Origin of the sequence: Acinetobacter sp. 12966 (assembly GCF_031196995.1) — a bacterium.
Classification (GTDB): Bacteria; Pseudomonadota; Gammaproteobacteria; order Pseudomonadales; family Moraxellaceae; genus Acinetobacter; species Acinetobacter geminorum.
In genome coordinates this window covers 43,080-61,867 of record NZ_JAVIMC010000124.1, presented here as the reverse complement: position 1 = coordinate 61,867, position 18,788 = coordinate 43,080, and the positions used below count along the sequence as shown (strand labels likewise).

Here is an 18,788-nt window from a genome sequence, read left to right as displayed (position 1 = left end):
ACCAAGTATGCTAATTCACAATTAATTATTGTCGCATCATAGAGAAAAAGTTTATAAGTGGCTACACTTAACCCTTCAAAAATCTCAGCTTGTTTTAGATTTTATTGCAAATGAATACACAACGTGAACAATTGATATATACATGGCTTACATCTGTTCTTGAAAATGATCAATTTAAGATCGCTTTTTTAGCAGGTGATGCAAGCTTCCGCCGTTATGCGCGTATCGAGTTACAAAATAAAACGTATATGCTCATGGATGCCCCTCCAGAAAAAGAAGACTGTGTTCCGTTTGTGACCATTGACGAGTTTTTTGCGAGCCATGGCGTACGTGTGCCTCAGATCGTCGCGAAAGATCTGGCTCAAGGTTTTCTATTGTTAGAAGACTTTGGTGATGTGCTTTTGTCGACATTATTAACTAATGAAACTGTTGATAAATACTACGAACAAAGTTTTAAACAACTTATTCAATTGCACTCTATTGACGGGGCTAATCAGTTCCCAGCTTATTCTTACGAAAAATTAATGTCGGAAATGCAGCTACTTACAGACTGGATGTTGCCGTCGCTTTCTATCCAGCCGACAGCTGAACAGAAAAAAACGATTGATAATGCATTTGACTTCTTGGCTCAGGCTGCATTAGCCCAACCGCAAGTTATTGTACATCGAGATTTTCATAGTCGAAATTTGATGAAAATTGCCGATGAGCAAGAGTTAGGGGTAATCGACTTCCAAGATGCTGTTATTGGTGCTGATACATATGACCTAATTTCGATTACTCGTGATGCGTATGTTCAATGGAACGCTGATCGTGTTTATCAATGGTTTAAAGTGTTTTATGACCTGTTGCCAGCGTCGACTAAACAAAGCCGTAGCTTTGATCAATTTAAACGTGATGCAGATTTAATGGCGATTCAACGCCATATTAAAATTCTAGGTATTTTTGTTCGCTTGTTTGAACGTGATGGGAAGTCGGGTTATTTGAAGGATTTACCACGTGTCATGTGGTATTTACTTGAAGAAAGCCGTGGTTACGCTGAGCTTGAAGAGTTTATGGTGTTTATGAATAACATCGTGATGCCTAAATTTATCGAGAAATATGGTAGCTATGAGGTAGCAGCATAATGAAAGCAATGATTCTTGCTGCTGGCTTGGGTAATCGTATGCGTCCACTTACGCTATATACACCAAAGCCTTTACTTGAGGTAGGTGGTAAACCGCTTATTGTGTGGCATATTGAAAAACTTAAGAAAATTGGTGTGACTGAAATCGTCATCAATTCTGCATGGTTGGCTGATAAACTCATCAGTAGTTTGGGCGATGGCTCTCAATTTGGTGTGGATATCCGTTGGACACGAGAGGAAGAATGTCTGGAAACAGCTGGTGGAATTATTAATGCTTTACCACTGCTTGGAACAGATCCGTTTATTCTGGTGAACGGAGATGTATGGACCACAATGGATTTTGAATCTTTACGCCATATTAAGCTAAATGATGATTTGGCACATCTTGTGTTAGTTGATAATCCGAAACAACATCGTGAAGGCGACTTTACATTATTGGATGGACGCGCTTTTGCATTCGATCAAGACGTGGAGGGTGAGAATCTTACTTTTAGTGGTGTATCTGTTATTCATCCTAAGCTTTTTGATGGATTGGAAGCTGGTAAGCGTCCTTTAGCCCCACTGTTAAAGCAAGCGATGCACAATCAAAAAATATCTGGTGAAAAGCTTAAAGGTGCATGGGTAGATGTGGGGACGCCAGAGCGTTTAATGGAGCTAGATTTGCAAATTCGTGAGGGCTTCTACGATTAAGTGTGTAATCCCTAATCGTTAACTAGTGTTCCACGATGCATAAATGGGTATACTTTGTTTTAAATTTTACCTAGATGTTATCTGTTTATGCATCCATTTTTTCAAGAGTTACAACAGGGTAGTCAAAAATTAGGTTTATCGCTTAGCGATGAAGCTTTGACATTATTGTTGAAGTATCAAGATGCTTTGGTACTTTGGAACAAAGCTTATAATCTAACAGCAATTCGTGATCCGAAAGAAATGTTAGTGAAGCATTTGTTAGATAGCCTAAGTATTTTGAAAGATTTGCCAGCAGGCCGTTTGCTCGATGTAGGTACAGGTGGTGGTATGCCGGGTATGATCATTGCTTTATGTCAGCCTGAACGCTCTTGTGTATTGCTTGATTCAAACGGTAAGAAAATTCGTTTTTTGAAACAGTTTATTGCTGACCTTAAGCTTAAAAACGTAGTAGCTGTGCAAACACGCGTTGAAAATCAAGATACAATTGATGAGCTTGGTCAATTTGATGTGATTACAAGCCGTGCATTCGCATCATTAACTGATTTTGTTGATGCTGCGCGTCCATATTTGCATGAGCAGAGTATAATTGCTGCAATGAAAGGACTGATTCCAGTTGAAGAAATGGAAGAGCTTAAGCAGGAATTTTCATGTAAAGTGATTGAACTGCATGTACCAAGACTTGATGAACAACGTCATTTACTTTTACTTCAACGTATTTAAATAAAAAGTATTAGGGTTACCATGGCTCAAATTATTGCGATTGCAAACCAAAAGGGTGGTGTTGGTAAAACAACGACTGCAGTAAATCTTGCAGCGTCTCTAGCTGTATTAAAGAAACGTGTATTACTTGTAGATATGGATTCACAGGGTAATGCTACGATGGGGTCTGGTATTCAAAAGAATGATCTTTTGTATTCAATTACAGATGTTCTACTTGGCGAAGTACCAATTGAAACGGCAATTCAAAAAGCAGAAGTTGGATATAAGGTTTTAGGTTCTAATCGTGAACTTTCAGGCGTTGAGCTTGCTATTGCAGAGCAAGAGGGTCGTGAATTCATTTTAAAGAATGCTTTAAATGAAATTAGAAACTCATTTGACTATATCATTGTGGATTGTGCTCCAAGCTTAAGTTTGATTACTGTAAATGCTTTAGCAGCAGTGGATAGCGTAATTATTCCCATGCAGTGTGAATATTATGCATTAGAAGGTTTGGCTGATTTAACCCAGACCATTGATCGTATTCAAAAAGCATTAAATCCTGATTTAGAAATCATTGGTGTATTACGTACAATGTACGATGCACGAAATGCTTTAACACGTGATGTATCTGCTGAGTTAGAACAGTATTTCGGTAAAAAGCTTTATGATACTGTCGTTCCACGTAATGTTCGTTTGGCTGAAGCTCCAGCACATGGTTTGCCTGTTATTTATTTTGAGAAAAGTTCCAAAGGTGCAGTTGCATATTTAAATCTTGCAGCTGAGATGTTGAAGAAAAGTAAAGTGAAGAAAGGAAGTAAAGTATGAGCATCAAAAAACGCGGATTGGCTAAAGGACGTGGTTTGGATGCATTACTTGGTTCAATTCAAAAAGAAAAATTACAACTGGAAGCACAGGCACTTGACCACGGTCAGTTGAAGCAAATTGATGTAAATTTATTGAAACGTGGTGAATATCAACCACGTCGCTTTATTCATGAGCATGATTTGCAAGAGTTAGCATCTTCTATTGAAAAACATGGAGTGATGCAACCTATTGTAATTCGTCCAGTTGATGATGACGCACATCCATACGAAATCATTGCTGGTGAACGACGCTGGCGTGCAGCACAACTTGCGGGATTAACTGAAATTCCTGCAATTGTTCGTGATTTAAATGATCAGGTTGCTATTGCACTGGCGCTTATTGAGAATATTCAGCGTCAAGATTTAAATCCGATTGATCAGGCTATAGCCTTGCAGCGTTTTCATGATGAATTCGGTTTGAGCCATCAAGAAATTGCTGACACAGTAGGGAAAGCACGTACTACAGTAAGTAATTTACTTCGTTTGTTGAGTTTGGCGGATGAAATTAAAGATTTCATGCAGCAAGGCCAGCTTGATATGGGGCATGCTCGAGCTATCTTGACATTAAAGGGTAAAGGTCAATTAGACGTTGCTAAAATCGTAATTGAAAAAGGACTGTCTGTTCGTCAAACAGAGCAATTGGTGCGTGATAGAAGTGAGCCTAAACAGGAGAAGGAAAAAACACCTTTAGCACCAGATATTGAGCAATTGACGCAAAAACTATCAGAGCGTTTTGGTGCTAATGTAAAAATTGATCATAATCAAAAAGGTAAGGGTAAGCTTGTTATTCATTACCATACCTTAGATGAGTTAGATGGTATCTTAAATATTTGTTTACCTGATTAATTTGTATTTGGGTCATATATTTCTAATTTTATATTCTTGGGGAAGAAGATATGTGGGAACTTGTGCGAGCGGGTGGCTGGTTGATGCTGCCTTTAATTCTATGCTCAATTTTAACTGTTGCGATCAGTATTGAGCGTTTTGTTCGGTTAAGACGTTCACAAGTTCTACCCAAAGCATTAATTGATAATAGTTCCTTAAGAACTGAAGATATTGTGGAAAATTTGGAACAAAATGTAGAAGTGCAAAACAGCGCATTGGCTCATATTTTAAAAGCAGGTTTCGATCATCGTGAGCATGGTGAGCAATTTGCACGTGCGCAAATGGAAGTGGCAGCTTCTCAAGAAATTTCTTATTTAGAGAAAAATATTAATTTCTTGGGTACTTTGAGTGCTGTAGCGCCTTTATTAGGATTGCTTGGTACAGTAGTTGGGATTATTGAATCATTCCTTGTAATTGATTTTGGATCGGCTGGCAGCCCTAGTTTAATGATTCCAGGTATTTCTAAAGCGCTTATTACTACAGCTGTGGGAATGCTAATTGCTATTCCAGCCTTAATTGCTTATCGCTATTTCCAAAGATTAGTACAAGATTATATTGCTGAACTAGAGCAGCAATCGACTTTATTTCATGCCTCATTGTTCTATAAACATTCCTCGTCTATAGCAGAGCGTCGTCGTGTTGGATAATGGGTGAATAGCCAGATGAAATTTAAACGTTCTCAGGTTGAAGATATTCATATCAATTTAACGCCGATGATCGACTGTTTGTTGTTCATTTTGGTTTTTTTATTACTATCGACCACTTTTAATCAGCCAAGTCGCATCAATTTAACATTACCAGATGCACAAGGTGTTCCACCAAAACAGTACGATCATAAAATTGAAGTCGTGGTAGACTCTAGTGGTCATTATGCTGTAAATGGTCAGGCACTTTCGTCTAAAGAGGTTGCTGATCTGAGTACTGCGATTAAGCAAGTTGCTCAAGAGCGCCGTGATTTTATGTTCATCATTGCTGCGGATGCCAAAGCATCTCATCAGGATGTAATTCGCGTTATGGATGTAGCAGGACAACTCGGTTTTGTTAACATCAATATTAGTACCAAAGTTCCTTCTAGAGGTTTTTCTGAGTGAATCAAGATTTTAAGGTTTATTTGCGTCTCATAGCCTATTTAAAACCTTATTGGGGCGTGGCCTTATTAGTTCTTATCGGGTTCGGTATTAATTCAGCAACAGAAGTCTCCGTTGCTAAATTGATTAAATTTATTATTGATGCAATCCAAAATAGCAGTAGAGCTGATTTGGATTGGTTCCCATTATTAATCATTTTATTGGTTTTTTTCCGTGGTTTAGGCCTTTTTATGGGCGGTTACTATACTGCGGTGATTTCACGTAGTTTGGTTTTTAGTATTCGCCAAGAAGTTTATGCAAAACTTTTAAGACTACCAGCACAATATTACCTAGATAATTCATCTGGCCATATTACTGCTAAAATTATGTATAACGTTGAGCAGTTAACTGCAGCTTCTTCGGAGTCATTAAGAGTCATCGTTAGAGATGGGATGATTACTCTGGGATTATTAGGTTATTTGTTTTATACCAATTGGCGTCTTACTCTATGTATTTTTGTATTTTTACCCGTAATTGGTGTATTGGTACGTAAAGCTTCAAAACGTATGCGAAAGCTCTCGTTACAGGTTCAAGACACGATGGGTGATGTGAACCACGTTGTTCAAGAGAGTATCAATGGTAATGCTGTAGTAAAAACTTTTGCTGGTGAAGAGTCTGAACAAGAACGATTCTATAAGTCATCAGAAGAAAACTTAAAACGTGGTTTAAAAATGGTAATTGTACAAAACCTGAATAGCCCTGTGGTTCAGGTAGTAATGGCTTGTGCGATGGCCCTTATTGTATGGTTAGCTTTGCGACCACAGATTTTAGGTAATACAAGTGCTGGTGAGTTCGTGGCTTACATTACAGCTGCTGGTTTATTAGCAAAACCGGTAAAAAACTTAACTGATGTTAATGAAAAGTTACAACGTGGTTTAGCGGCAGCTCATTCTGTTTTTGAACTATTAGATTTGCCTGAAGAGCAAAATAACGGTCAGTTGAAACCTAAACTACATGGTGCGATTCGTTTTGATCATGTGGCATTAAATTATGCTGATGGCGTACAGGCTATTAAAGATTTCTCTTTAGATATTCTTCCTGGTCAAACTGTAGCGTTAGTTGGGCGTTCAGGCGCTGGTAAAAGCTCATTAGTTAATATGTTGGTACGTTTCCAAGAAGTATCAAGTGGGCAAATTTACTTAGATAGTTTGCCAATTAATGACATCGATCTTTCTTGCCTGCGTACACAAATCGCAATGGTAAATCAGCAAGTTGTTTTATTTAACCGTACTGTTCGTGAAAACATTGCTTATGGTCAATTGCAGGGTGCCTCAGATGAGGAAATTCATGCTGCTGCAAAAGCTGCATATGCACATGACTTCATTATGAATTTACCAAATGGTTATGATACGGTTTTAGGTGCACAGGGCTTAAACTTATCCGGTGGCCAGCGTCAGCGAATTGCTATTGCTCGAGCAATTTTAAAGAATGCTCCAATATTAATTTTAGATGAAGCTACAAGTGCTCTTGATAATGAATCTGAACATTTTATTCAGCAAGCATTTGATGAAGCGATGCAAGACCGCACTACCATTGTCATTGCTCACCGTTTATCAACAATTGAGAATGCTGACCGTATTGTAGTGATGGATCAAGGACAAATTGTTGAACAGGGGACTCATCAAGAACTCCTCGCAAAACATGGTGCTTATTATCAATTACATCAGCGTAATTTCGAGGATAACTAAGCATGTCATTAGCCCAGCTGATCCAAAATGCATGGAATAAACAATCGAGTTGGTTGATTGTTTTACGTCCATTGTCTTGTTTGTATCGGGCTGGGTTTTTATTAAATCGTAATCTTTATAATTCAGGTTTTAAACAAGTTTATAAAGCGCCCGTACCTGTGATGGTTATAGGTAATATCACAGTAGGTGGAAGTGGAAAAACTCCGTTGCTCATACAACTGGTGAATTATCTACAGCAGCATAATGTAAAAGTAGGGGTAATTAGTCGGGGATATGGGGGTAATGGTCCTTTTCCAATGCTGGTTACCGCGGGCGCCCAAGTGGCTCAGGCTGGGGATGAGCCAGCATTAATTGTTCAGGCTACAAGTGTACCAATGGCGGTAGGTCCTAATAGACAGGCTGCAATAGAGTTATTGCTTGAGTCATCAGAAATAGATTTGATTATTAGTGATGATGGGTTGCAGCATTGGGCATTAGATCGACAGATCGAATGGATTGTACTGGATCAAAATCGTGGTTTAGGAAATAAAAAACTATTACCTGAAGGCTATCTGCGGGAACCTGTTGCGCGTTTAGAAACTGGAACAGTGATTGAGCATACTCATAAACCTGCTACAGAATTAAACATGCATCTCGAGACAGGACAGCCATATTTACTTAACTCTTTATCTAATTCTAAACCAAGCTTTAATCTTGAGAATAATTATCATGCTGTAGTTGGTATTGGTTTTCCTCAACGGTTTTATCAAACACTTAAAGATCTAGGGTTGAAGCAATTTCATGAGCATGCATTTCGCGATCATCATGATTACACAATTAGTGATTTAATTTTTGATGATGAACTGCCACTTATTACAACTGAAAAAGATGCGGTTAAATTATTACCATTACTTGAAAAACATCCAGAATTTAAACAACCTATTTGGGTAGTTCCTGTTAAAGCTGTCCTGTCTACACAGTGTTATCAGGTTTTAAAAATGCAATTGCAAGAACTTGATATTCAATTATCTTAGGAAGAAAACATGAAACACATCGTCATTCCAGCACGCTTCTCAAGTTCGCGTTTGCCAGGTAAACCATTGTTGCTTATTCATAATCGCCCTATGATTTTACGTGTAGTAGATCAGGCAAAAAAAGTCGAAGGTTTTGATGATTTGTGCGTGGCAACAGATGATGAACGTATTGCTGAGATCTGCCGCGCAGATGGAATTGATGTAGTTCTTACCAGTGCTGATCATCCTTCAGGTACAGACCGTTTAAGTGAGGTGGCTCGCATTAAGGGCTGGGATGCAGATGATATTATTGTAAATGTTCAAGGTGATGAACCTTTATTACCAGCTCAACTTGTTCAGCAAGTTGCAAAACTTTTGGTTGATAAACCCAATTGTTCAATGTCTACATTGTGTGAGCCGATTCATACTTTAGATGAGTTCCAGCGTGACAGTATTGTAAAAGTAGTCATGTCTAAACAAAATGAAGCTTTATATTTTAGTCGGGCTACCATTCCTTATGATCGAGATGGGGCTAAGCATGATGAACAGACTTTACATTCACAAGCATTTCGCCATTTAGGTTTATATGCTTATCGAGTGAACTTATTGCAAGAATATGTAACATGGGATATGGGGAAGCTTGAAAAGCTAGAGAGCCTTGAACAATTGCGTGTTTTGGAAAATGGTCATCGAATTGCAATTGCTGTAGCCGAAGCCAATTTGCCACCAGGTGTGGATACTCAAGCTGATCTTGATCGCTTAAATAATATGCCTGTTGAATCTTTTGAATAAGCGTTAATTTTTAATGAATCCGAATGTAACTTCAAAGGTTTATCCTTGGCAGCAAACAACATGGGAGACTTTAACAACAAGGTTTCCCAATATTGGACACGGCTTACTATTTTACGGCAAGCAAGGGTGTGGAAAGCATGCTTTCGCAAAACATTTTTTGGCTTGGGTCCTTTGTTTAAATAAGCAGCCGCAGGGCCCTTGTGGTGAGTGCAGCAGTTGCCAATGGTTAAAATCAGATACTCATCCCAATTATGTCCATATCACAACGGATGAAGAAAATAAAAAGCAGAATGCAAAAATCAAAATTGAAAAGATTCGTGACCTACTGCCTTTTGTGCAACAAACTGGAGAAGGTTGGCGCGTTATTCTGATTGAGCCTGCTGAAGCGCTTAACTTGGCGTCATCAAATGCTTTGCTAAAGACATTAGAAGAACCAGGTGAACGTGTTGTTTTAATTTTATTGGCAGATCACTATCTTAAATTACCAGCTACTATTCGTAGCCGATTGCAACATTTTGCTTTAGATCGTATCTCATATGAGCAAGCTACATCATACTTGAATGCGCATTTATCTGAACTTGCCGAAGTACAGCCTGATTTATTGCTTGCCTTATCTAATGATATGCCTTTACAAGCAATGGAAATTGCTAAAAGTGACTGGTTTGTGAAAAGACAGATTTTCTTAAATGATTGGCTTAAAATTGTTGCTCAAAAAAATATGCCTCTATTTTTCTCGGGAAAGTGGCAAAAAGAGTTAAGTTTTAATGATTTTATCGTACTTTTTGAATACTTGTTGGGTGATTTAATTTGTATCAAGCTTAATCAACCACAAAAAAATACTGATATAGATTTTGAGCAGTTAAGTCCATATTATGATTTAGAAAGCTTATTTAATATTTATAATGAATTGCAACAGGCAAAAAAACTTGTTGAACAAAATGTTCAAACTCAACTTATTATAGATCAATTATTTGTAACATTAATGAATATTTAAGGGGAAAATTATGCAAACGCAAATGGGGGGGATTATTCAGGTAAATATTCCTGATAGAGCTACTTTGCAAGCAAGTTATATGGGATATGTGCAAGGTGGAGGCCTTTTTGTGCCGTCAAAACAAAAGGTGAAAATGGGACAAGAAATTTTCATTTTGGCTACTTTACCTGAGCAGTCTCAGAAAATTCCTTTAACTGGTAAAGTGATTTGGATATCACATAAGCAAAGTGGATTTAAACCTCAGGGTTTTGCTATTCAATTAAGCGGAGATAAGGGAATTTACTATAAAACTGAGGCAGAACGAGTTTTGGCTGGTAGTATGTCTCTAGATCGTCCAAGTTATACCATGTAATTAGATAGGAAATAAAAGTGTTTGTTGATACGCATTGCCATTTAACGATGTTAGATTTGACACCTTATAACGGTGATCTGGATCTTGCGCTTGCAGCAGCGCGAGCCGAAGGGGTGTCCAAATTTATGGCAATTTCCGTTGATCTTGATGACCATATTGCACTAGCTGAAATTGCAAATAAACATGCAGATGTTGGTTATACGGTAGGTGTACATCCTTGTGAGGATGTAGACACAATGGCACGTGCAACAACAGAACATTTGATTGAATTGGCTCAATCAAAAAAAGTATGGGCTTTAGGTGAAACTGGACTAGATTATTATCACAGTACAGATTTTATTGAGGAGCAAAAGACATGTTTTGCAAGACATATCCAAGCTTCAAAAATTGTAAAAAAACCAGTTGTCGTTCATACCCGATCAGCAAAGCATGATACGGTAGATATTATCCGCGCTGAACACTCAACACATGGGATTCTGCATTGTTTTACTGAGGATTGGGAAACTGCTAAAGCTGTACTGGATTGTGGTTATTACATTTCTTTTTCCGGTATTGTGTCATTTAAAAATGCACAGGATTTAAGGGATGTAGCTAAACAGGTTCCACTAGATCGCCTTTTAATTGAAACAGATAGCCCGTATTTAGCACCCGTTCCATATCGTGGTAAAACAAATGAACCAAAATATGTGCCTTATGTAGCCAAAGCGCTCAGTGATGTATATGATAAATCGGTTGAGGAAATTGCAATGATCACCTCACAAAATTTTGAGAACTTGCTAAAAGCGATTTAGGTCATAGAAACTATATAAGAGAGTAATTGCGTGAAGATGGATCGTCAGGCTCAGTTCCGAGCAAGAGAAGTATTAATATTTCAGGTTGCGGAACAATTATTGCTAGAAAATGGCGAAGCCGGAATGACACTTGATGTCTTGGCTGCTGAGCTTGATCTAGCAAAAGGAACTTTGTACAAACACTTTCAAAGTAAAGATGAGTTGTACATGCTGTTGATCATTCGTAATGAGCGTATGTTACTTGAAATGGTTCAAGATACTGAAAAGGCCTTTCCGGAACATTTAGCCTTTTTCATGTTGCATCATTTGCATCATCCTGAGCGAACAGTTTTATTTCATCAAATTGAGGAAAAACTCTCAATCACTGCTCAAGGCGTACATCATCTTTTTCACGAACTTTATCAGGTACGTAAACAGAGATTGCGAATTATCATTCGCATGACAGACCATTATTTAGAATCTATTCAAAGCAATATGCCTACGCGAGATTATCTTGCTTCTATTTGGTCATTAACTCATGGTGCAGCAGCTATTCTCAATTCAAGTTTTTATCAACGATATTTAGGTTCAAGAGACACTTTAAGAGTGGCTTATATTGATCAGGCTTTGGCCCTACCTAAACAAGCTGTTGAGCAATATGCTTAGGTCGATATGAAATCCCAATCATCACTTAAATCCCAAAAAGGTTTTACTCTCATAGAAGTGATGGTGGTGATTGTTATTATGACGATTATGACCTCTTTAGTTGTACTCAATATAGGTGGGGTTGACCAAAAGAAAGCGATGCAAGCAAGAGAGTTATTTTTGCTTGATATGCATAAAATTGGTAAAGAGTCGCTTGATCAGTCTCGTGTTTTAGCTTTATCTACTCTGAGTGAAACAGATGTTTCACCATTTTCTTATGAATTGTATGAGTATCATGACCAGAGTAAATTACAGGTCCAAGATTTAAAAAATCGCTGGCAGAAATATTCTGAGTTTAATACACGCCACTTACCTAAACATGTATCGTTCACAATACAACCTTTAGATGAGCAAAACTATTCAAAAGCTACAAATAGCGATTTAATTGGAGGGCAGGCTCCACAGTTAATCTGGTTCGGTAACGGTGAAGCTAAAACTGTGAAAATACAGTTTTACTTTGAACAAAAACCAATTGGTTCAGAAATACAAATTGATCATTTGGGTAAAATAAATGAAATCTAAAGGCTTTACTCTATTAGAAGTAATGGTTGCTTTAGCAATTTTTGCAGTGGCGGCTGTCGCGTTAACTAAAGTAGCCATGCAATATACTCAATCTACCTCAAATGCAATTCTTAGAACAAAAGCGCAGTTTGTGGCAATGAATGAAGTTGCTTTAATGGAGATAAATCAGGAATGGCTTGAAGGTACTCAAAGTAAGCAAATTACTTCTCAAGGCGAAACTTGGCAGATTGACAAATCTGCACAATCTACAATTAGCCCGAATGTTCAGAAAGTAGATTTACAAATTAGCTTATATGATTCTGATAAGGGCAAAGTTCAAAATGGTATTACTCACTTGGTATTTTTTAATTACCCAATGAAAGCAAAATAATGATAAAGAATAAAAGTTTTCGCTCTCCAAACTCAGCTTCACGTCTTGCGGTACGATCGGAGCAGATGATGAGGGGTTACTCCGAGCAAAGCTCTTCGTCTTGCGCTCAGACAAAGCGTTGCTTTAAAGACTCTCACACTCGAAACACAGTTTCTCATCTTGCGGCACGATCGAGCAGTGCTCGATTAACTCGTGCCTCAGGATTTACTTTAGTTGAGCTTTTAGTTTCAATTGCAATTTTTGCTATTTTATCTTTGTTGGGGTGGAAGGTTTTTGACTATTTATTAAAAGTTCGTGATCGTAATACTCAACATGAAGTGCAGTTATTTGAATTACAAGATGCTTATCAACAAGTTTTGCGTGATACATTGCAAATTATACCTTTATCAGCCAATCAAGGCGGGCAATTACGTCCAGCTTTAGAAGTTGATAATCAAGTTCTTCGCTTTAGTAAGGCGGGTGTTACTGATCCATTAAAGCAAGGATTATCACCTTTTGAGCGTATCGAATATCGATATGATCCTGATCAAAAAAAGCTTTATCGTCTTAAATATAGTAACTTAAATACTTCAAATAGAGAGCAACCTTTATCCAGTACGCTGTTGAGCCAAGTTGAACAATTTCAAATTATGGTGTTGACACCTCAAGAAGTGACAAAGTGGCCAGAAGTTAATATTGATCCCACAAAACCTGATGAATTTAGGAAGTTGCCAAAAGGAATAAAAATGCAACTCACGGTTGCAGGTGTAAGTTATGAGTGGATTTATAGCTTAAACCAAGGTGACTTATCGCTCTCCAAACAGGGTGGTCAATAAATGTTACTCTATAAAAAAAATCAGCAAGGTGTAGCGTTACTCACAATTTTGATAATGGTTGCTTTGGCTACAATTTTAGCTGCCTCAATTGCAAAGCATCAAACTAATACAATGGAAAATACGGGTTATTTGATGCGTCAAAATCAGTCGTTACTCTATGCAAAAAGTGCAGAAGCTTTTTTTTCTGAATTATTAATTCAAGATGCAAACAATGCTGGTGGCATCGATCATTTAAAGGAAAGTTGGGCTCAGCCAATGCCACCTTTCCCAATAGAAGATGGAATTGTATCGGGGCGCTTACTAGATGAGTCAGGAAAATTTAATCTAAACAATTTAACGACCAATGAAGGCAAGGTAAACGAAGCTGCTAAAAATTGGTTTGAGCGATTGCTTGTGCGTGTAGGATTGCCAGCAGAGTTAAGTCAAGCAGTTATTGATTGGCAAGACCCAGATGATGAACCATCTGGACCTATGGGGGCAGAAAGTAATTATTATGAAGGTCTTGATCCTGGTTATTTAGTTTCAAATGCTAAATTTCATCGTATAGAAGAGTTGAAATTGGTAAGAGGTTTTGAAGGTAAGAAATATGATTTAATTGCACCATACATTTCTGCATTACCTGAAAATACAAAAGTGAATATTAATACCGCAGCACCATTAGTATTAGCGAGTATTGATCAAAAATTAGATTTAGGGACTATAGAAAAAGAACTTCAATTACGCCAACAGAATTTAAAGTTCTTTCAAAATATTGATGAATTATGGCAATTGAATGCTTTTTCAACAGTTGATCCACAAAAGAAAACTGAGGTTAGTAGCCTTTTAGATGTGAAGTCGAACTTTTTTCAAGCACAAATTGAGGTTGTGTTGAATAATAGAAAAAGACAGATTACAAGTGCCTTGATGCGGAGTGATAAGCAGGTTTATGTATATTCTAGAAATATGGCACCATTTAACTAATTGAAAATTTATGATTTATTTGCTTTGGATGTTTTTTGAAGTTTGTAATTATAAATTTTTCTCAGGTTAAGCGTTAAAGTAAATATAAACTTTCTATATGTGTATCTCCAATGTTTCTTCATAAGTCTTATCATACTTTTTGCTAATTGTTTCTAATTGAAAAGTGGTGCGAAATTTTCGTCTTTTGCTTTATAATAATGTTCTTAGAAGGAATGATCGATTTGGCACATGTTAATTCGTAAGTTATTTAAGTTTGAAAATGCACATGTTGTACGTAACTGTACATCGGATCGTTGTAAGCGATCAATTCATGGACATAGCTATAAAGTTGAGTTATTGCTTAAAGCTTCGAAATTAGATCATGGGCAAATGGTTTATGATTTTGGACTCCTAAAGGGAGTAATAAAAGACCTGTTCGATAGCTTTGATCATGCAATCTGTTTTTGGGAAAAAGATGATTCTCAATATATTGATGCATGCCAGACTTTTAGTGCTCGTTGGATTTCTTTACCTGTTTCACCGTCGGCCGAACAGTTTTCACGTATTTTCTTTTATTTAGCTCAGCAAGTTTTACAATCAACAGTCACTCAAAATGGGGAAGGTGACGTTGAGGTATATTCTGTTATTGTTCATGAGACTGATACTGGATATGCTCAGAGCTTTATTGAAGATATTCAAAACGAACAAATGGGTATTTTAAGTCTTGATGGAATTGTTTTTTCAGAACAAATTCAGATAGAGTGGGCAAATCCACAAATGTATGAAGACTTGAAAAAAGGGGTTAAATTTAATAATCCTCAAGTTGATTTGCAAGTCGAAGTATAAATCGAATTACTTATTTTATTTGTAGAATTGAAAATTGATCTAGGATGACATTAATGCAATTAACTGAGCAACAGCAAGATAAACTCAGTAAAGTTCAATTAGAAGAAAGTTGGAAAAGATCTTTAGCACCTTTTCTATTAAGTCCTCAGATGGATAGTTTGCGCGATTTCTTATTTCAACAGAAACAAGCTCAGAAAATAATATATCCGCCTAGTAAACAGATCTTTAATGCTTTAAATACCACACCATTCGCTAATGTAAAAGTTGTGATTTTAGGGCAAGACCCATATCACGGGCCAAACCAAGCGAATGGATTAAGCTTCTCTGTTCAAAAAGGTATTGCATTACCACCATCTTTGCGCAATATTTTTCATGAACTACATACAGATTTGGGTATTCCGGCTCCTCGCCATGGTGACTTAACAAAATGGGCTAAACAAGGCGTACTTTTACTCAACAGTGTGCTTACGGTTGAGGCTGGACAGCCGACTTCACATCAAAAGCAGGGTTGGGAAGCCTTTACTGATGAAGTTATTGATGTTCTAAATGAACATAGACAACATATAGTATTTATTTTGTGGGGTGCTTATGCACAGCGCAAAGGACAACGTATAAATAGAGATAAACACTTGGTTTTAACAGCCGCACATCCATCACCTCTTGCTGCAAATAGAGGAGGGTTTTTTGGATGCAAAGTGTTTTCAAAAACAAATCAATATTTGAAACAACATGGCATTGAGCCCATAGACTGGCAATTGGACGCATGATGAACTCTCCCAATGTAAATAACTATCACCCGGACTTGGTGGTTGAAGAAGCAAAAAACGGCTGGCGTATAGTACGTTTGAATCGCCCTAAATCGTTACATGCTTTAGACGAATCAATCGTAACGGCATTATTGCGTGTATTTGAAGATTTCCGTCACGATGAACAGGTTAAAGCAATTTGGTTAGACTCAACTACACCAAAAGCTTTTTGTGCAGGTGGTGATGTTCGAAAATTACGCCAACTTGTTATAAATCAAGAAGTCGATACCGCGAATAAGTTTTTTCAGCAAGAATATGCTTTAGATCTACTTTTACATAATTATGCTAAACCGGTCGTAGTTTGGGGAGAAGGTTATGTAATGGGCGGTGGTTTAGGCTTGTTTATGGCTGCACCATTCCGTCTAGTGACGCCGTATTCACGTTTAGCAATGCCTGAAATTAATATTGGTTTATATCCTGACGTTGGTGCGAGCCGTTTCTTGGCAGATCGTGGTCCAATTGGTTTGTTTACGGGTTTAACTGGTTCAATCATGACTGCTGCTGGAGCATATAGCATCGGTTGGGCAACACATATTTGTGAAGCACAGCGTGATAATGTTCTGCAAAAAGTTTTAAATATTAATTGGGCTCATTATCCTGCAGGAGATTTTCGAGCAATTGATGATACTTTAAATAGCTTGCACCGTCCTGTTGCGGCAGGCCCATTGCAGAACTCACTTGATGTAATTCATAGTGTTTGCCGTGGTTTTAATTTTGAACAGGACTATCAAGCTATTGTTAGCTTGCGTGATGCGAGCAGTGATTGGTTACGCCAAGCGAGTGAAAACTTGCAAAAAGGATCTCCTAGTACTGCGGCAATTACTTGGTTATTGTGGCAATGGGGTAAACAAATTCACTCATGGGATGAAGTCTTTGATCTAGAGGCTCAGATTTCTGAGTGGAAAATACGTCATCCTGACTTTGTGGAAGGTGTTCGCGCACGCTTGGTTGATAAGGATTTATCACCTGAATGGAAACCATGTGACGATCTAAGCTTGAGAGGTATATTGGCTGATTGTCCACCAGTAACTTCAATTGATAGCTGGAATGCCTTACTTAGACAACACGGTGTGATCACCTAAAATAAATGACTGAATATAGTGATGAATACTGGATGCAGCTTGCTTACGAGCAAGCTGAATTGGCTGCTCAGCAGGGGGAGATTCCTGTTGGAGCGGTTCTGGTGAGCCAAAATCGAGTAATTGGATCTGGTTATAATGCTCCAATTACTTTATTAGATCCAACTGCACATGCAGAAATTCAAGCTATTCGTGCAGCGTGTTCCTCTCTAGAAAACTATCGATTACCTGAAGACACAACTTTATATGTCACTCTTGAGCCATGTACTATGTGTGTAGGTGCACTTGTACATGCAAGAATTAAACATGTGGTTTTTGGTACACCAGAACCTAAAGCAGGTTCTTTGGTGAGTGCACGTCAGTTATTACAACAAGGCTATTATAATCATAGGTTTACATTTCAGAATGGCTGTCTACAAGAAAAATGTGCTCAACAACTTAGCCACTTTTTTAAACAAAGACGTGAGCAGAAGAAACAAGAGAAACAACAAAAAACGTCCTTAAATGATTAAAAATTAACTTACTCTTATGGCAAACTAACGCGGTTTTAATGCCATGATTCCATGTAATAAGGACGATCCAATGCGTAATGTAATTACCGTAAAAAAAGAATTTAATGCTCCTCTTACTGATGTATTTAACTTGCTCTCTAAGCATTCAACTTACAATACTGCTTTTGCACCTTTACAAGTTGTACGTGTTAAAGACTCCGCAGATTCTAAAAGACCTGATGGTTTAGGCTCAATTCGACGTATGGGATTTGGTCCAATTAAGCCAATTAAAGAAGAAATTACATTGTTGGAAGAAAATAAAAGTATTGAGTATAAATTAATAGATAATCCTTTGATTAAACATCATTTAGGCAGAATCGAGTTTTCTGAGATTACCCCATACATTACATTAGTTACATACCGCATTGAGTTAACGGCAAAAGCGCCAGTGGTCAGTAAATTAATCCTTGCACAGCTAAAACTAGCCATTACACTAGGCTTTTCGAGATTAGCTAAAGCATTTGCTTCTTAGTGAGAGTTCAATGACAGTTCAAATTATTACTATTGATGGTCCGAGTGGTTCGGGTAAAGGAACATTAGCTGCAAAACTTGCAGAACATTATCAATATCATTTACTCGATTCGGGTGCCTTATATCGTTTATTAGGGTTGTCATTACATAAACACGATTTATTAGAGAAATTAGACAGTCAGCTTGATGAATGCATCCAATATGCACGTCAACTGGACATTAAATTCGAAACGTCTACCTCAGGGATTTTGGTCTTCTTGGATGGCGAAGATGTATCTCAAACAATCCGTACAGAACGAGTTGGTGAGTACGCATCAAAAGTTGCAGTGGTTCCAGAGCTTAGACAGGCACTATTTGAAAGACAAAGAGCTTTTGCGCAAAGTCCCGGTTTAGTTGCAGATGGCCGTGATATGGCAACATCTATTTTTCCGGAAGCTAAAGCCAAAATTTATCTGACAGCTTCAGCTGAGTCACGCGCTGAGCGAAGAGTAAAACAGTTGCAGGGTATGGGGCTAGATGCTAAAATAAACGACATTTTAGCTAATATACAGGCACGAGACAAAAGAGATATGGAGCGAGAAGTTGCTCCGCTCAAGCCAGCCAAAGATGCTTATATCATTGATAGTTCGGAATTAACGATCGATCAGGTATTTAAGTTAATGGTTGATTATGTCGATAGCCGTACTATTTAGTAAATAGAATTATCAGT

24 protein-coding genes are annotated in these 18,788 nt (G+C 37.7%); all 24 read left to right on the top strand.

Features of this window, described 5'->3' with window-relative positions; translation table 11 throughout:
• Positions 1 to 110: 110 nt before the first annotated feature.
• The 24 genes from RFW85_RS17215 to cmk all read left to right on the top strand — a co-directional run bounded on the left by RFW85_RS17215 (position 111) and on the right by cmk (position 18,771).
• Entirely contained in the window at positions 111 to 1,124 is a 1,014-nt protein-coding gene (locus RFW85_RS17215) for a phosphotransferase (protein ID WP_309171737.1), read from the top strand.
• On the top strand, positions 1,124 to 1,813 hold the full coding sequence (murU, locus tag RFW85_RS17210) for an N-acetylmuramate alpha-1-phosphate uridylyltransferase MurU (RefSeq protein WP_309171736.1): 690 nt from the start codon (positions 1,124 to 1,126) through the stop codon (positions 1,811 to 1,813). Before RFW85_RS17215 ends, murU begins: the two co-directional genes overlap by 1 nt.
• 87 nt (positions 1,814 to 1,900) lie before the next feature.
• Entirely contained in the window at positions 1,901 to 2,533 is a 633-nt protein-coding gene (rsmG, locus tag RFW85_RS17205) for a 16S rRNA (guanine(527)-N(7))-methyltransferase RsmG (protein WP_032007248.1), read from the top strand.
• Between the two features lie 21 nt (positions 2,534 to 2,554).
• A complete protein-coding gene (locus RFW85_RS17200; protein WP_032007247.1) occupies positions 2,555 to 3,337 on the top strand; it encodes a ParA family protein in 783 nt (260 codons plus the stop codon).
• The gene (locus RFW85_RS17195) at positions 3,334 to 4,221 is read left to right on the top strand and encodes a ParB/RepB/Spo0J family partition protein (protein ID WP_309171735.1); all 888 of its coding nucleotides are present in this window, start codon (positions 3,334 to 3,336) and stop codon (positions 4,219 to 4,221) included. Before RFW85_RS17200 ends, RFW85_RS17195 begins: the two co-directional genes overlap by 4 nt.
• Before the next feature lie 50 nt (positions 4,222 to 4,271).
• Positions 4,272 to 4,907, top strand: a complete 636-nt coding sequence (locus RFW85_RS17190) for a MotA/TolQ/ExbB proton channel family protein (RefSeq protein ID WP_063098713.1) — start codon at positions 4,272 to 4,274, stop codon at positions 4,905 to 4,907.
• A gap of 15 nt (positions 4,908 to 4,922) precedes the next feature.
• Positions 4,923 to 5,351, top strand: a complete 429-nt coding sequence (locus tag RFW85_RS17185) for a biopolymer transporter ExbD (RefSeq protein WP_063099691.1) — start codon at positions 4,923 to 4,925, stop codon at positions 5,349 to 5,351.
• Positions 5,348 to 7,075 (top strand): lipid A export permease/ATP-binding protein MsbA, encoded by a 1,728-nt coding sequence (gene msbA / locus RFW85_RS17180; protein ID WP_309171734.1) that lies wholly within the window; start codon positions 5,348 to 5,350, stop codon positions 7,073 to 7,075. The genes RFW85_RS17185 and msbA overlap by 4 nt, the downstream gene beginning before the upstream one ends.
• A gap of 2 nt (positions 7,076 to 7,077) precedes the next feature.
• Entirely contained in the window at positions 7,078 to 8,088 is a 1,011-nt protein-coding gene (gene lpxK, locus RFW85_RS17175) for a tetraacyldisaccharide 4'-kinase (protein WP_309171733.1), read from the top strand.
• A 9-nt stretch (positions 8,089 to 8,097) separates the two neighbouring features.
• The gene (gene kdsB / locus RFW85_RS17170) at positions 8,098 to 8,859 is read left to right on the top strand and encodes a 3-deoxy-manno-octulosonate cytidylyltransferase (protein WP_086264559.1); all 762 of its coding nucleotides are present in this window, start codon (positions 8,098 to 8,100) and stop codon (positions 8,857 to 8,859) included.
• Positions 8,860 to 8,872: 13 nt separating this feature from the next.
• On the top strand, positions 8,873 to 9,853 hold the full coding sequence (locus RFW85_RS17165; RefSeq protein WP_309171732.1) for a DNA polymerase III subunit delta': 981 nt from the start codon (positions 8,873 to 8,875) through the stop codon (positions 9,851 to 9,853).
• Positions 9,854 to 9,863: 10 nt separating this feature from the next.
• Positions 9,864 to 10,205 (top strand): PilZ domain-containing protein, encoded by a 342-nt coding sequence (locus RFW85_RS17160; protein ID WP_086264561.1) that lies wholly within the window; start codon positions 9,864 to 9,866, stop codon positions 10,203 to 10,205.
• 17 nt (positions 10,206 to 10,222) lie between these two features.
• A complete protein-coding gene (locus RFW85_RS17155; protein ID WP_309171731.1) occupies positions 10,223 to 10,996 on the top strand; it encodes a TatD family hydrolase in 774 nt (257 codons plus the stop codon).
• Between the two features lie 36 nt (positions 10,997 to 11,032).
• Entirely contained in the window at positions 11,033 to 11,641 is a 609-nt protein-coding gene (locus RFW85_RS17150; RefSeq protein ID WP_014206595.1) for a TetR/AcrR family transcriptional regulator, read from the top strand.
• 6 nt (positions 11,642 to 11,647) lie between these two features.
• Positions 11,648 to 12,202: a type II secretion system protein gene (locus tag RFW85_RS17145; RefSeq protein ID WP_170247716.1), complete on the top strand. Its 555-nt coding sequence runs from the start codon at positions 11,648 to 11,650 to the stop codon at positions 12,200 to 12,202.
• Positions 12,192 to 12,572 (top strand): type II secretion system minor pseudopilin GspI, encoded by a 381-nt coding sequence (gene gspI / locus RFW85_RS17140; protein ID WP_017482272.1) that lies wholly within the window; start codon positions 12,192 to 12,194, stop codon positions 12,570 to 12,572. The genes RFW85_RS17145 and gspI overlap by 11 nt, the downstream gene beginning before the upstream one ends.
• Positions 12,572 to 13,387 (top strand): type II secretion system minor pseudopilin GspJ, encoded by an 816-nt coding sequence (gspJ, locus tag RFW85_RS17135; RefSeq protein ID WP_170247715.1) that lies wholly within the window; start codon positions 12,572 to 12,574, stop codon positions 13,385 to 13,387. The genes gspI and gspJ overlap by 1 nt, the downstream gene beginning before the upstream one ends.
• On the top strand, positions 13,388 to 14,347 hold the full coding sequence (gene gspK / locus RFW85_RS17130) for a type II secretion system minor pseudopilin GspK (RefSeq protein ID WP_170247714.1): 960 nt from the start codon (positions 13,388 to 13,390) through the stop codon (positions 14,345 to 14,347).
• 228 nt (positions 14,348 to 14,575) lie between these two features.
• Positions 14,576 to 15,172 (top strand): 6-carboxytetrahydropterin synthase, encoded by a 597-nt coding sequence (locus tag RFW85_RS17125; RefSeq protein ID WP_016145101.1) that lies wholly within the window; start codon positions 14,576 to 14,578, stop codon positions 15,170 to 15,172.
• A 53-nt stretch (positions 15,173 to 15,225) separates the two neighbouring features.
• On the top strand, positions 15,226 to 15,939 hold the full coding sequence (ung, locus tag RFW85_RS17120; RefSeq protein WP_170247713.1) for a uracil-DNA glycosylase: 714 nt from the start codon (positions 15,226 to 15,228) through the stop codon (positions 15,937 to 15,939).
• Positions 15,936 to 17,060 (top strand): enoyl-CoA hydratase/isomerase family protein, encoded by a 1,125-nt coding sequence (locus RFW85_RS17115; RefSeq protein ID WP_170247712.1) that lies wholly within the window; start codon positions 15,936 to 15,938, stop codon positions 17,058 to 17,060. Before ung ends, RFW85_RS17115 begins: the two co-directional genes overlap by 4 nt.
• A 5-nt stretch (positions 17,061 to 17,065) precedes the next feature.
• Positions 17,066 to 17,569 (top strand): tRNA adenosine(34) deaminase TadA, encoded by a 504-nt coding sequence (gene tadA / locus RFW85_RS17110; RefSeq protein ID WP_002121378.1) that lies wholly within the window; start codon positions 17,066 to 17,068, stop codon positions 17,567 to 17,569.
• A gap of 70 nt (positions 17,570 to 17,639) precedes the next feature.
• The gene (locus RFW85_RS17105) at positions 17,640 to 18,080 is read left to right on the top strand and encodes an SRPBCC family protein (protein ID WP_170247919.1); all 441 of its coding nucleotides are present in this window, start codon (positions 17,640 to 17,642) and stop codon (positions 18,078 to 18,080) included.
• 10 nt (positions 18,081 to 18,090) lie between these two features.
• Positions 18,091 to 18,771, top strand: a complete 681-nt coding sequence (gene cmk / locus RFW85_RS17100; RefSeq protein ID WP_170247711.1) for a (d)CMP kinase — start codon at positions 18,091 to 18,093, stop codon at positions 18,769 to 18,771.
• Positions 18,772 to 18,788: the final 17 nt, after the last annotated feature.